This is a genomic window from Hyphomicrobium sp. (assembly GCF_041659645.1).
Lineage (GTDB): Bacteria > Pseudomonadota > Alphaproteobacteria > Rhizobiales > Hyphomicrobiaceae > Hyphomicrobium_B.
On the sequence record NZ_JBAZXX010000002.1, the window covers coordinates 565,644 to 579,448 of the forward strand.

Annotated in this window: 14 protein-coding genes; 5 read left to right on the top strand and 9 right to left on the bottom strand. The window is 61.7% G+C overall.

Translation table 11 applies throughout. The annotated features are described in order from the left end of the window. Window positions 1–27 precede the first annotated feature (27 nt). From WC811_RS07750 to panB, 3 genes are all read right to left on the bottom strand, one after another. The gene (locus WC811_RS07750) at window positions 28–1,374 is read right to left on the bottom strand and encodes a PQQ-binding-like beta-propeller repeat protein (RefSeq protein ID WP_372642691.1); all 1,347 of its coding nucleotides are present in this window, start codon (window positions 1,372–1,374) and stop codon (window positions 28–30) included. Window positions 1,375–1,401: 27 nt separating this feature from the next. Next, window positions 1,402–2,196 (bottom strand): tetratricopeptide repeat protein, encoded by a 795-nt coding sequence (locus WC811_RS07755; RefSeq protein ID WP_372642693.1) that lies wholly within the window; start codon window positions 2,194–2,196, stop codon window positions 1,402–1,404. Window positions 2,197–2,396: 200 nt separating this feature from the next. After that, window positions 2,397–3,278, bottom strand: coding sequence for a 3-methyl-2-oxobutanoate hydroxymethyltransferase (panB, locus tag WC811_RS07760; protein WP_372642695.1), 882 nt, complete (start codon window positions 3,276–3,278; stop codon window positions 2,397–2,399). A 408-nt stretch (window positions 3,279–3,686) separates the two neighbouring features. On the opposite strand from panB, the gene WC811_RS07765 reads away from it, so the two are divergent. The 3 genes from WC811_RS07765 (at window position 3,687) to WC811_RS07775 (ending at window position 7,400) form a co-directional block, all read left to right on the top strand. Further along, window positions 3,687–5,423: a L,D-transpeptidase family protein gene (locus WC811_RS07765; protein ID WP_372642697.1), complete on the top strand. Its 1,737-nt coding sequence runs from the start codon at window positions 3,687–3,689 to the stop codon at window positions 5,421–5,423. Between the two features lie 124 nt (window positions 5,424–5,547). Next, on the top strand, window positions 5,548–6,729 hold the full coding sequence (locus WC811_RS07770; RefSeq protein WP_372642700.1) for an exo-alpha-sialidase: 1,182 nt from the start codon (window positions 5,548–5,550) through the stop codon (window positions 6,727–6,729). Then, window positions 6,726–7,400, top strand: a complete 675-nt coding sequence (locus WC811_RS07775) for a hypothetical protein (protein WP_372642702.1) — start codon at window positions 6,726–6,728, stop codon at window positions 7,398–7,400. Before WC811_RS07770 ends, WC811_RS07775 begins: the two co-directional genes overlap by 4 nt. Here the strand turns inward: WC811_RS07775 and WC811_RS07780 are convergent. The 5 genes from WC811_RS07780 to WC811_RS07800 form a co-directional block, all read right to left on the bottom strand. Continuing rightward, a complete protein-coding gene (locus WC811_RS07780) occupies window positions 7,358–7,951 on the bottom strand; it encodes an NnrU family protein (protein WP_372642704.1) in 594 nt (197 codons plus the stop codon). The genes WC811_RS07775 and WC811_RS07780 overlap by 43 nt on opposite strands. 87 nt (window positions 7,952–8,038) lie before the next feature. Next, on the bottom strand, window positions 8,039–8,977 hold the full coding sequence (locus WC811_RS07785; protein ID WP_372642706.1) for a 50S ribosomal protein L11 methyltransferase: 939 nt from the start codon (window positions 8,975–8,977) through the stop codon (window positions 8,039–8,041). 2 nt (window positions 8,978–8,979) lie between these two features. Continuing rightward, the gene (locus WC811_RS07790; protein WP_372642708.1) at window positions 8,980–9,804 is read right to left on the bottom strand and encodes a TrmH family RNA methyltransferase; all 825 of its coding nucleotides are present in this window, start codon (window positions 9,802–9,804) and stop codon (window positions 8,980–8,982) included. Beyond that, entirely contained in the window at window positions 9,801–10,718 is a 918-nt protein-coding gene (locus tag WC811_RS07795; protein ID WP_372642711.1) for a class I SAM-dependent methyltransferase, read from the bottom strand. The genes WC811_RS07790 and WC811_RS07795 overlap by 4 nt, the downstream gene beginning before the upstream one ends. Before the next feature lie 124 nt (window positions 10,719–10,842). Beyond that, the gene (locus WC811_RS07800) at window positions 10,843–11,451 is read right to left on the bottom strand and encodes an FMN-dependent NADH-azoreductase (protein WP_372642713.1); all 609 of its coding nucleotides are present in this window, start codon (window positions 11,449–11,451) and stop codon (window positions 10,843–10,845) included. 146 nt (window positions 11,452–11,597) lie between these two features. On the opposite strand from WC811_RS07800, the gene WC811_RS07805 reads away from it, so the two are divergent. Beyond that, window positions 11,598–12,035: a winged helix-turn-helix transcriptional regulator gene (locus WC811_RS07805; protein ID WP_372642715.1), complete on the top strand. Its 438-nt coding sequence runs from the start codon at window positions 11,598–11,600 to the stop codon at window positions 12,033–12,035. Window positions 12,036–12,163: 128 nt separating this feature from the next. Next, entirely contained in the window at window positions 12,164–12,517 is a 354-nt protein-coding gene (locus tag WC811_RS07810) for a hypothetical protein (RefSeq protein WP_372642717.1), read from the top strand. A 54-nt stretch (window positions 12,518–12,571) separates the two neighbouring features. On the opposite strand, the gene prfB is transcribed toward WC811_RS07810, so the two are convergent. Beyond that, window positions 12,572–13,706, bottom strand: a protein-coding gene (prfB, locus tag WC811_RS07815; RefSeq protein ID WP_372642719.1) for a peptide chain release factor 2 whose coding sequence is annotated in 2 segments (ribosomal slippage) — window positions 12,572–13,636 and window positions 13,638–13,706 — 1,134 coding nt in all. Because the reading frame shifts where the segments join, the coding sequence is not laid out codon by codon here. Window positions 13,707–13,805 lie beyond the last annotated feature (99 nt).

Genomic DNA, 13,805 nt, shown 5'->3' on the forward strand with positions numbered 1-13,805 from the left:
CCGATCAAGCCCTCCGTAGCCCAATTCTCAGTTGAGAGCGATCAGTTTTGCGGAATCGGTCAAAACGTACATATGGCCCTGGGCCACGATCGGGGGGATGTAAACCGTATCCCCGAGTTCCAAGGTGCCGCCGACCTTGCCGGTCACGGCGTCGACGCTCAGTACCTCGCCCTTGCTCGATACCAGCCAGAGCGTATTGGCCGCCATGACTGGGCCCGCATAGTTCTTCGCGGCCGGAAGTTGAGTCAGCCAGCGGGTCTTGCCGTCGGTTCGCGACAGGGCCATCAGGCGGTTGCCGGTATCGACGACGTAGACCGTATCCCCGGCGACCCACGGCGGATCAGAGCCTGGAATGCTTAACGACCACACCCGGTCGCCGGTTTTCGCCTGAGTTGCGATCATGCGGCCCGCATGGCCAATGGCGAAGACGACGCCGTTGTCGATCGCCGGGCGGGCGACGTCGCTCATCGATGCGATTTGCGAGGTCTGGCGGGTGCGCGAGAGGTTCTCTGTCCATACGGTCGAACCGTCGGACAGCTTGTACGCCATGATATCTCCCGACGGGTAGGGAACCACAACGACATCGCCGTCGACGGCCGGGCTCGTCGAGTTCATCAGGCTGGCGCTCTGTGGCAGGCCGCGCGACGACCAAAGCTCGGATCCGTCAACGCCGCTGAGGCAGTAGAACTTGCCATCGATGGTGATGACGTACAGGCGGTCAGCTGCGGCCGTCGGCGCGGCGCGTATGGGCACGTCGAGACTTTTCGACCAGATCGCCTTGCCGGTCTGAGGATCGAGCGCGGCAACGACGCCATAACCGTTGGCGACGTAGAGGCGGCCGTTATCGGAGGCGAGACCGCCGCCGTAGCCGCCGAGACCGACGGTCGTTTCGGGTTTGGTCGCGACGGAGAAAACGCTGCTGCCCGTCATCGTGAAAGCCGCGACATTCGCCGCTGCGTCGAGCGTATAGATGCGGCCGCCGAACACGATCGGGCTGGCGGTGACGCGGCCTGTCTTCGACGTTCCCTGTCCGGCGCTGGCGCTCCAAAGCTGGTGTAGCGGGCCTGCCAATGCGAGGTTACCGGGCGCGTTGTTGGCGTCGCCGCCGGGCTGCGACCACGACTCGTTGGTTCGCGCGGGTGGAATTACGATCGGAGTGTTGGCGTCCGCCAAATTGGAGGAAATGCTTTCCGTCGTTTCGACGATCGGGATGCGGCGGCCGGGAAGCGGCGTTTCCTTTTTCTTGAAGGGGTTGAGTTCACTCATTTTGGGAAGCGTGGGGCCGTCGCTGGCGCAGCCGCCGAGCCAAAGCGTTGCCGCGAGCGCCAGAAGCGCCGCGACGCCGAAGCGTATCTGCCATCCCCCTTTTATCAACCCCGTCTCCCTCACCGCTTCGCGGTTCTACTTTTTATCGGCACCGGCTGCCCCACCGCCATCCGACTGCGTATCCGTCTTGGCCGGCTCGGCCGGTTTCTCCGGCGTCGCGGCTGGCGGCGCCGTCGCGGCCGCTGGGGCCGGTGGCGTGTTCGCGGCGACTTCGGCGGCGGCGAGTTCTCCCATGACGATCTTCACGCGCTCTTGAATGTCTTGAGACGCGTTTGGATCGATCAGGAGAGGTTCGAGGTATTTTCTTGCCTCGTCGTATTTCTTGGCCTTGTAAGCGGCAATTCCAAGGAGTTCGCGCGCGCTTTTGGTGAAGGGTTGATCGTCGCCAGCGAGTGGTGCCAGGCGATTCTGCATTTCAGCATAGTCCGCATCCGCCATGCGCAGCGAAGCGGCCTGCAGTTGTGCAAAGCTTTTCAACAGATCATCTCCGCCTGCCTGTTTGGCGAGAGAATCGTAAGTTGCAACAGCATCAGCGATTTTGCCGTCCTTGGCAGCGGTGCCGGCCAAGCGCAATTTCGCGAGAGCGGCAAAACCGGCCGGACCACTATCGGCGATCGCCTTGAACGCCTTCTCGGCTTCGTCCTTCTTCTTGTCGTCGTTCAGGGTTTCGGCGGCCGTGAACTCGGCGCCGCCGGCCTCTGCCGATGCGATCCGGCGCTTTTCGAGGTACTGATAACCCGCCACGCCCACGATGATCAGCGCTGCTGCGCCGACAATCAGGCTGCTGTAGCGCTGCCAAATTTTGTACATCTGCTCGCGGCGGATTTCCTCGCGCACCTCACGCAGCAGACCGTCGTCATTCTCGGCCATCGACCTCATTAACCTCATTCAGTCGCCGGAACTCGGAACGAGGGACTTCCCACGGCCGGCCCGGACGCCGGGCATAGATAACGGAGCGAGCGCTCCGGGCAAGCCCCGGACGCAAGTTTCCTTTGCGTATCGCGCCGGGTCCCGCCTGGAATTTTCGACAGAATCCCGACGGACCTTGGACGGACTTTCGCCCGAAGATGCTAAGTGCTCGTCGTCTTCGGCTTTTTCGTGGCCCGTACCGGGGTGACCGAGGCGTCAGCCTCCGGGGTTTTCATGGCGTAGGTATGCTCCGGCGCCGGGAACCTGCGGGCGCGGACCTCGTCGGCGTAGGACGCAATGGCGCGGTCGATGGCCGCGCCGATGGCGCCGAATTTCTTGACGAATTTCGGAACATTCGGCGACAGGCCGAGCATATCCTCCATGACGAGGATCTGGCCGTCGCAGCCCGGGGACGCGCCGATGCCGATCGTCGGGATCGGTATGGCCTTGGTGATCCGTTCGGCGAGAGGCGCGGCCATGGCTTCAAGAACCACGGCGAAGGCACCGGCATCGGCGACGAGGCGCGCATCCTCTTCTATGGCTTCCCACTGGTCGATGGTTCGCCCCTGGGTCTTGAAACCGCCCAGGACATTGACCGATTGCGGCGTCAGGCCGATGTGCGCCATCACCGGAATGCCGCGATCGACGAGGTAACGGATGGTTTCCGCCATCCGGCGGCCGCCTTCGAGCTTGATCGCGCCGCAGTCGGTTTCCTTCATCACACGGGCCGCGTTGCGGAATGCGATCGACGGGCTTTCCTCATAGGTCGAGAATGGCATATCGACGACGACGAGGGCCTTTTTCGAGCCGCGCACAACGGCCTGCCCGTGCATGATCATCAATTCGAGCGAGACGGGAACGGTCGTCTCGAAGCCGTGCATCACCATGCCGAGGCTGTCGCCGACCAGCAGGAAATCGCAATGATTATCGGCGATGGCGGCGGTGTGGGCGTGATAAGACGTCAGCGACACGATCGGGTCGCCGCCTTTGCGGGCGGTGATGTCGGGCGCCATCAGCCGGCGGCGCTTGATGTGAATGGACATTCTACTCCGATCGGCAGCCGTTCGAACGGATCCGGGCCGCCTTGGCGTTTTCGAGTTCAGCAATCGCGCGTTGGATGATGTGGGGCGTTCGCCGCTCGACGTCACCCCCGATAAGCTAAACAGAGTTTACGAAATTGCGAGCATTCACGCCAGCTTTCAGGGGCGACGAAAGTCTGCCCGGATGGTAAATTTTTCCACTTGCCGTCCACAGGTATTTCTGCGGCACTGGCAAAAGCGTTGAATTGGCGCAACATCGCAGATGTCGAATCGGCACCCAAGCCCCACGTCGGTTGCGCGGCCGGACCGGCCTCTGTTAGCCAATTATCAGCGCATAATTCGAACGGCCAATTTCCGGCCGGATCATGTCGCTGCGACGGGTTTCGTTTTTTTGACGTCGGGGTGGGTTGCGTGCGTCGTTCAGAGAACGTCAGTGGCAGAATTTCTCCGGCGTTGCGTACGGTCGCGGCTCGCGCGGTCATTTCGGGGCTGGTGTTGGGACTGCTGACCGTCCCATCAAGCGCCAATGCGAAACCAAAAACCGGCATTCTCAGGCTTAAGTCGCAAGCGGCGTCGACGCGTGCAGCGGAGTCGAGCGCGCCGCTGCTCATCGTCGTGTCGATAAAAAAACAGCACGTTCGGGTTTTCGATATCAATGGCGAAGTTGCGTCGTCACGTATTTCTTCGGGCAAGCCGGGACACGATACGCCGACCGGCGTGTTCTCCATTCTTGAAAAGAATGTCTATCACGTCAGCAACATCTACTCCGGCGCGTCGATGCCGTATCAGGAGCGCATCACGTGGTCCGGCATCGCTCTCCATGCGGGCGACGTGCCCGGCTTCCGCGCTTCGCACGGCTGCATCCGGCTACCGTATAGCTTTGCACGAAAACTCTTTGGGCTGACCAAGCTCGGCAATCGTGTGGTCGTCTCTTACGACGATCCCGAGCCAATCCCGTTCGAGAGCTCGAATCTGTTCAAGCCGCTCCCCCTTGAGGACGCAATGGCGTTGAAATCGGATTCTTCGAGGCCGCAACTCATCGCCGTCAACGACCGGACGGACGACAATTCCGCGACCGATGCGCCGCAGGGATTGCCACGCCTTATCGGCGTTTCGCCTGCGCTGCTGCGCGCGGTTGCGGAGATGCCGAAGGATCCGCAGCGACGGCCGATGACGCGCAACGAAGCCGATCAGATCATGCAGGAAAAGCTTGATCGGGCGCGTGCCGCTGTCAAGACCGCGGAGGCCACGCTGGCATCCGCCGACGACAAGACGAAATCGACGGCGAAAGAGTTCGCCGATGCGAGCCAGAATTTCGAAGCCGCGCGCCGATCCATCGAGCCGCTGAAGGCGGCCGTCAAATCAGCGGAAGCCCGGCAGCAGGATGCCATGAAGGCGTTCGAAGCCTACATGTCGGGCGGCCCGGACAGTGCAAAAAGCAACGCGCCTTCCCCACAGGCTCCGACCGCCGACACCAGCGGCGACCGCGAAAGCGATCTCGAGGATGCGCTTCTCGATTTGACGATCGAAGCCGACAAGGCGCGAGCCGATGCGGCGGCGAACGATATGAGCTTCGCTGAAGTGCAGACCACCTATTCGTCGGCCGAGACCGGGCGCGACGACGCCGTGGACGCTTTCCGCGATGCACAGACAGATCTTACGTCCGCCAAAGCGACGCTCGCCGACGCCAACAGGGAAATGAGGCTTCGCTCCAAGCCCATCTCGGTTCTTGTCAGTCTTCGCGCCCAGCGGATTTACGTGCGGCAGGGAACCGAGCCGCTGCTTGAAGCGCCGATTGCGGTTGCGCCGCTCCAACATAAGGTCGGAACGCACGTTTTCACCGCCATGCGTTATGGCACCGCCGATCCGAATACGTTCGACTGGCGCCTCGTCAGCGCGCAGACGCCGACGCCTGGCCAGGCATTTGACGACGGCAAAAGGAAGAAGCGCAGAACGGTTTCCGCGCAGGGTCAGGCGCTGGACGTCCAAATGGCGGCGGAGGCGCTCGACACCTTCAAGATCCCTGACGACATTCTGCAAACGATCACCGAACTTGCCCGTCCGGGATCGTCATTGATCGTCTCGGACCGTGAACTGCCGCTCCATGAGAATGGCAGCGGCACCGAGTTCGTCGTGCTGACCCGTTAGCAACACTCCGGTCTGTTTGTTTACGGGCTGCGCAGGAATTGCCTCCTTGCGACGTTCCTCGTGTTGTTGACAGTGGGGCGCGTTACGCTATTTCCACGATGCACGATAGCCGCGGTGAACCAATTTGCTGATAAATCGAGGAACGAATGCCCTGATGGGCTGGGCGATGTTCCTGTGCTCGGCGGCGCTTGTCGTTCTGCTGTTCCACAAAATGGCGCCGCGAACCGAACTCTGGACGTTCGCCGTCTCTGTTCCCGAAGCGCCCGTGCGCGGGCCGCTCGAACCACAAGCCGACCTCATAACGCCCAAGGACGAAAGTGAATTCGTTCACGCCGCATCGGCCATTGCGACGTCCAACGGCATGCTGGCGTTCTGGTATCGCGCGACCTACGAAGGGGCCGACAACGCCGAACTCGTCTCGTCGCGCTTCGACGGCACGCAGTGGTCGCCGACGAGCGTCGTGACGAACAGCGCCCGCGTCAGCCATGATTTCGCGATCACGATCAAATCGCTGGCCAATCCCGTTCCTTTTCGCCGATCGGATAACGAGATCTGGCTTTTCTTCGCGGCCTCGCGCCTCAGCGGCTGGGCGACCTGCGAAATCGGGCTGATACGTTCCTTCGACAACGGCGCGACATGGGGGCCAGCGCAGACTGTCTACGCGTCCCCCTTCCTCAATATGTCGCATCTGACGAAGTCGACGCCGTTTCTATTTTCGGACGGTCGCATCGGCCTGCCCGTTTATCATGAGATGAACAAGAAATTTCCGGTTCTGCTGGTCCTCAACCAAGAGGGCCGCGTGATCGACCGGCGGCGTATGGGGCATGGAGGCAAGGTCGGCTATCAGCCCATGATCGTCCCGACTGGGCCGTCGACGGCCATCGCATTCGTGCGCCGTCTCAAAAGCCGGAAGCCCCAGAGCATCCTCATCTCGCGCACGGACGATGGCGGCCAGACCTGGACGCCTCCGACGCCAATCGATCTTCCCAATCCGGGCGGCCCGATATCAGCCATCCGGTACGATGCGTCTCATATCCTGATGGCGTTCAACGACGATCCGGAAGTCGAGCGCAATATCACGCTGGCTCTCACCGATCTCGAAGGCAAAACCTTCCGGCGGGTGGGCGTGATCGCACGCATGAATACTGCGAAGAAGAAAAGTACCGTCGCCTATCCATTCCTGATTGCTTCGGCGCCAGGACAGTACGATGTCGTTTATTCGCGCCCCCTGAAATCAATCAATCACGTTCGCTTCTCGAGCGCTTGGGTGGAGCAAGGCGCAGCGCAGCAGGCGGCACAGCAATGAGTACGCAGTTGAACATTTTTTTAAACAGCGGATACGCCGCGCTGATCCTCTTCACAATCGCGGCGGCGCTGGCCGGGGGCTTCGTCAGATCATCATCACCCATGATGCGCGCAGCAACCGGCGTTGCCTTTTTGCTGGTGACGATCTTCATCACGATTTCGGGGCGTTCGCTTTTGGGATGGACTGTTTCCACGGTTGATCGGCCATCGTTTCCCGGATTTCTGTTGCTCGCCGTGGTGGCCGCTGCGACCGTCGCCGGACGGCGAGTCGCCACGTCGGCGGAATTCCGTTTCGCGACGATGGTTCTAGCGGTTGCGGGTCTTGCGCTCTATCCAGCGGCGGCAGGCTATCTCGACCGAGATACTTACGTTGTCGGCTACAACGGATATCTGCTCCCTTCAGCCGTCGCGCTCGTGATCGCGTATTCACTCTGGCGCAGATATTTCATCACGGCGTTTGCCTTGAATGTCGCGATCGCCTGCTTCCTGCTCGGCACCGGCGAGAGCCGGAACCTCTGGGATTACATCATGGATCCCGTCGCCTGGATCATCGGCTGCGGGACTTGGATCGCACTCGCCGTAAGCTTTGCGACCGCGCGCATCAAACCGGCGAAAGTTCTGGCGCCGGTTCAGCCGAGTTCCGGCATCGGCGAGACACCGATCAGCCACTGATGGCCGCCGAGCAGTAGCGCCGCGTAAAGACCGACGCCGATGACGATCACCAGCACGTCGTTCAGCGGGCTCGCGGGCTTGGCCGCCCCGAGCGGTCCGGCCGCGCCGCGCTTCTTCACCGAGATACGGTCATATACCGCGAAGGCGAGGAATGAACCAAACAGCAACAGCGCTCCGAGATCGCCGTTGGCAAGAAGATGCGCCAGCGCCCAGATCTTGATCGCGATTAGCATCGGGTGGCGCGTCGCCGTGCGAATGCGGGAGGGAATGAGCGACGCGACCAGCAGGATCATTGCCGGCAGCATCAGGCCGACGGCGATATGGCGCGTCCACGTCGGCGGGTCCCACAGGATCGGGTTCTTGCCGGGGTGGAGTTGCAGCTTGTGATAGCCGAGGATGATCACCGCGAGGCCTGCGAACGACAACAGCGAAAACAGGATTCGATATGGCGTCGTGCCGATCCGTTCTTTGAGGCCGTCGCGCAATTCTGGCGATGTCGGCAGCAAATGGATGCCGAGAAATAAAATCAGACCGACGATCAGCACCATCATGATAAGCGCTCCCCCCTGGAAATGGTTTGCCCCGATAGCATCATAAATGGGCGACGACCAGCCGAGCTCAAGGTCTATAGAGTGGGCTTAGGGGAGATATCCTTTGTCGAGATCATGTGCGTGGCGCACCAGAACCTTGCCTTTCGCGCCTTTGTGAACCGCTGTCCAAGCGAGGCGGGTGCCCGCGTCTTCAGACGAGCTTGAACGCAAATCAATCGAAATGACGTCGCTGGCGTCGGCGTCGATCGGCGCGGCAATCGGAAAATAAAGCTGCTCCCAGTGGGTGCGCGGCGACAGCGGCCCAGTCGAAAAACCGATGCCGGGCACCAGCTCGACTTTCCACCACGTCGCGAAGCCATAGATCTTGGCCGCGCGCGGCAGACGCCATTCGGCTTCACCGCGCCGCTTCGAGCGCGTTTCGGAGGTGAGATCAATCTCATCCCAGACCATGGCGCTGCGGCAGCCATCGAGAACGTCGGCGGGTTGCAGCGCGCGGACGTAAGCGTTGTTCAGCGACATCGTCTGCGCGACGGCGAGATCAAGTCCGTGGCCGACCCGTTCCCAGGCGCGAAGCTCGGTATCGATGCGCGCCGTGACGACCGGCGCGACGTATTGAATGATGCCGTCGGGGATGACTTTACCGCCCGGCTTCAAGAAGCGTTGGCGCGCGTCGGCCAGCGTCGCGATGATGTTTTCTTCGAGCGCATAGTTGCCGAGCGTTTCCGATACGATGATGTCGACGGCAAGCTTGTCCTGAAACTCGGTCGAATGGCACGGAATGAGGTGACAGCGTTTCGCCTTGTTCGCCTTCAGAACGGAAGCGGCGACGCCTGCGACCTCGGCGGTTTCAAACAGAAAGACGTCTTTCGCGCCGAGCTTCGACGCCATCAACCCGAGCAGGCCAGTGCCCGCGCCGATGTCGGCGACGACGGTTTTGCCCGGAACGATTACGGCTTTGAGCGCAGCGAAGAAGGCTTCGTTGCGGACCTGATCGGCGATCAGCGTGCGGTGATATTCGATGCGCATGATCAGAGCTTCAGATGGGGGCCGCGAATTTGATAGAGCATCAGCGCGGTCGCGATTGCGAGATTGAGCGAGTCGAGCGCACCGGCCATCGGAATTTTGACAAGCGTCGAGCAGACGGCGGCGGCGCCGCCCGAAAGTCCGGGGCCTTCGCTGCCCATCACGATCAGCTCGCGGCCGTTGTATTGGGGTCGGCGGAAATCTTCGCGAGCATCAAGGTGGGTGCCGATCACCTCGCCGGGCCACGCCTTCGCGAGGGTGAAGAAGCTTTCGCGATCGATCTTCACGATCGGCACGGCGAAGATCGAGCCCATGGTGGCGCGGATCGATTCCAATGCATAGGGATCGCACGTCGTACCGACAAGCATGATGCCGGAGAGGCCAACCGCGTCGGCGGTGCGGATGATGGTTCCGAGATTGCCGGGATCTCGGATTTCTTCGAGTGCGAGCCAAGTGTCGGTGTCGGCGAGCTTGGCCGGATCGGGCGGGGCCGAAAGCTGCTGGCGGAAAACACCGAGCAGCGCTTGCGGATTGTCCTTCGACGCGAGCTTGGCGAGGACGGGTTCGGAAACTTCGAGAACTTCGGAACCGGCGTCGAGCGCGTACTTCACGAGGCCGCGCACGATGCCGGCACCTGCGGCACCCGATTGAAAGACGAGCGTTTCCGGTGCGATGCCATGATCGCGCGCGGTGACGAGAAGCGACGTGCCTTCGGCAACAAACAGACCCGTCTCTTTGCGCACCTTGCGCATCTCGAGCGCGCGGATCGCCTTGATGCGGTCGTTCGTCAGGCTCGTGATGATCTTGGGAGCGTTGGCTGCTGGCTTCATGGCGTGTCAGCCCAGCGCACGAACAGCGACGTCGGCACAAGCGGGCCAGCCTTGGAGCGAATAGCCAATTCGCCGCTGTCAAACGAGCCGCCGCGCTTCGCGAGCGCTTCGCGCATCAACTGATCGAAAGCGAGCGACGACGCGCGAATGGCATAGATCGTCAGCACCATCGCGGCGTTTTCGGGCACGAGCAATTTCGCGAGGTCGGCGAGGAGACCGGGAAGGTTCTGGAACAGATCCCAGATCTCGCCCTCAGGGCCGCGGCCGAACTTCGGCGGATCGACGAGGATCACGTGGTAGGTTTTGCCGCGGCGGATATCGCGCGCCACGAACTTCGCGGCGTCGTCGAGCAGCCAACGGATTTTTGCAGCGCTGAGCTTGGACGCTTCCTGATTCTCCTTACCCCACTGGATCGCCTTCTTGGAGGCATCGACGTGCGTGACCTCGGCTCCGGCTTGCGCGGCGAGCAGCGACGCGGCGCCCGTGTAACCAAAGAGATTGAGGACGCGGGGCGGCTCACCCTTCACCTTGGCAAGACGTTCGAGCATCCAGCGCCAATGCGGTTCCTGTTCGGGAAAGAGGCCGAGATGCCATAGTCCCGCGAGCTTGCAGAGCATGGTGACATTGGAAGGTTGGGAAGGAGCAAGCGCGAGTTTCACCGGCCAGGCGTCGGGCACGGGTTTATCGATGCGCCACTTGCCCTTCTCGTCGTCTTCGCCCGACGCCGAAAAGACCGCGTTCGCCTTCGCCCATTCCGGCTTCGCGTGCTTTGGCTGCCAGAGCGCCTGGGGCTCCGGCCGGTCGACAACGACCTTGCCGAACCGTTCGAGTTTGCGCCCCGCGCCGCAATCGAGCAGCGCGTAATCGGCGAAGCCTTCGGACGTGATGAGATGCAAATAATCGTGTGGTGGCATTGGCAGCGGGCGTTTTGAACCAAAAGACGGGCCCGCGCTTTAACACGACTGTCGCTTATGTCGAGAAATCAAACGTCCGGCGGGCATCGGCGGAGGCCGGGAAAGCCTCCGCCGATGCCTGAAATCAGGCCGCGAGGCCGGCAATGCTTGTCTGGGCGGCGGCGATCGATTGGGCGCGCTGGTCGGGGCCGAGGTTGATGCCTTCGGCGCGGATGAACGTCACGTCGGTGATGCCGAAAAAGCCGAAAAGATTGCGAAGATAGGTTTCCTGGTGATCCAGGAACGCGATCTGCGTCTCGGGCCCGTAGAAGCCGCCGCGCGACGACGCGATGATGACTTTCTTGCCGCCGGCGAGGCCATGGACGCCCGTTTCGTCGTAGCGGAAGGTCTTGCCTGCGACGGCAAGCCGGTCGATCCACGCCTTGAGCTGGCTCGGGATTGCGAAGTTGTACATCGGAGCGCCAACAACGACGATATCGGCGGCGAGGAACTCTTCCAGGGCGGCCTGCCCGGCCGCGACATCCTGGCGAACATCGGCCGCTTCGGGCGCGGCGCCCTGAGCGGCGGCGAGATGGGCGCCGGAAAGATGCCCGACCGGCTCGACGGCGAGGTCGCGATAAATCACCTGGATACCGGGGTGGAGGCGCTGTTCGGCCGCGGCGATTTCCGCCGAGAGCTGCCGGCTCACCGAGCCCGGGCCGAGGATGCTCGAATCGACATGCAGAAGTTTCATGAGTGGATCTCCAATCCAAGACGGTTTGGCCAAGACGGTTGGGCGGAGACTGGAGCGAACCATTTGACAGGCGAACCTCAGCCAGTCACATTTTGTGACCAGCGCTAAATTGTTCACTGGCGAGAACCGCGCAAGGAGGCACATTTTTGGAAGTCGGTATCAAACCTGAAACCGAGAACTGCCGCGCGGTCTCCGATGTTCTGTCGCGTATCGGCGACAAATGGACGGTCTATGTCGTCGGGCTTCTCTCGAATGGACCCATGCGTTTCAACGAGATCCGGCGGGCCGTCGGCAGCATTTCGCAGCGGATGCTGACGCTGACGTTGCGGGGTCTCGAACGCGACGGCCTCGTGACGCGCACCGTATTTCCGACCATTCCACCGCGGGTCGACTACGAGTTGACCGACCTCGGGCGAACGCTGATTTGCATTCTAGCGCCGCTCGGCGAGTGGGCTATCGCGAACCGGCAAACCGTCGAGGCGTCACGCGCCAAATTCGACGCGAAGGCGAACGGCGGGTCGCAGGCAAGCGCGGTGAAAGCCAGCCTGAAGCGCCGGATTCCCGCGATTTGGCGGAGCGCGTAGGGGCCGCTTCCTTGCGAGGCGGGGCTGCAACACTCACCGAAAAAGTATGTTGCCGCCTAGATCCGCCCGCAAATCAGCGTTAGCCCAGAATAGATGGTGCGCGTTGGCGGACGTTCCCGGGGGTCTTGATGCAATTTCATCGTGCCATAACAGCAGCCGCTCTGTTTTCGGCGCTCGTGGCGTCGAGCAGCGCCAACGCTTTCGAAACGACCTCCATTGGCGGCACCAACGCCGACGGTTCAGCCAAGTACCAAGACCAGGACGAGTTGGGGGCCGCAATGGCGCCGTCGACATCGGCCTCGACCTCGCCTTTCGGCAACTTCAATTTTTCAGCTGGCGCCGTGCCCGACAGCCCAGACTCCGCGACCACGAACTGGCTGAACGGGCCGGGTTCTCCGGGGTTTGGCTTTACGGGATCGCAGAGCAGTTCGGCCGGCCCTGCATCGCCGTTCAACACCCCAATCCTGCGCGAACGCAACTGAGCCGGTTTTTGACGGCAGCGGCTCACGGATTTGGCGTGGCCTTTACCGGCGCGGCTATTCCAGGTCTTCGATCGTAACGGCTTCGCCGCCGCCCTTGATGCGCTGCGAGAGCGCGGCTTCGATGAATTGGTCGATATCGCCATCGAGAACTTCATCGGGATTGGTCGACGCAGCGCCGGTACGTAGATCCTTGACGAGCTGATAAGGCTGGAGGACGTAAGAGCGGATCTGGTGTCCCCAGCCGATATCGGTTTTCGCGGCCTGCTCGGCATTCGCCTTGGCTTCGCGCTTTTTGAGTTCCATTTCGTACAGACGAGCCTTCAGGCGCCGGAACGCGATGTCCTTGTTTTGATGCTGCGAGCGCTGTTCCTGAGCGAAAATCACGATACCTGACGGCTTATGCACGAGGCGAACGGCGGATTCCGTTCTGTTGACGTGCTGACCACCGGCGCCCGAAGACCGCGCGAACGAAATGTCGACGTCGGCCGGATTGACCTCGATGTCGATCGTATCGTCGATGACGGGATAGACGGTGACGGACGCGAAGCTGGTGTGGCGGCGAGCATTCGAATCGTAGGGCGAGATGCGCACGAGACGATGGACGCCGGCTTCGGTTTTCAGCCAGCCGTAGGCGTTTTCACCTTCGATTTCGAACGTCGCTGATTTGATGCCGGCTTCTTCGCCCTGGCTTTCGTCGATCAGCTTCACCTTGTATCCGCGGCGCTCCGCCCAGCGGACATACATGCGCGCGAGCATCGATGCCCAATCCTGGCTCTCGGTGCCGCCCGCGCCGGCGTGAACTTCGATGTAGGTATTCATCGCATCGGCTTCGCCCGACAGCATCGCTTCGATCGAGCGGCGCTGCGCTTCGTGGTCGATGCGCTGGAGCACCGTTTCACCTTCGCTCACGCTTGCCTGGTCGTTCTCGGATTCGCCGAGCTCGATCAATGTCAGAGCGTCTTCGAAGTCGCGTTGCAGACGCTTGAACTCCGAAACGGAGCGCTCAAGCGAATTGCGTTGGCGCATGACCTTCTGCGCGTTCTTGGCATCGGTCCAGAGGCTGGGGTCTTCGGCTTTCGCGTTCAGCGAGGCGAGACGGTCTTCGGCCGTCTCCCAGTCAAAGAGACCTCCTCAGGAGGGCGAATGCCTCCTCGATGCCGTCCGATAGTTTTTGCGCTTCTGCGCGCATGGGAGCCTCCGGAGCCAGCAAACGCCGGCGAATTGGGTCAATCGAGAAAATTAGGAGCGGACGTATAGAGACGACGGCTCGCCGTGTAAACGCGCGCTT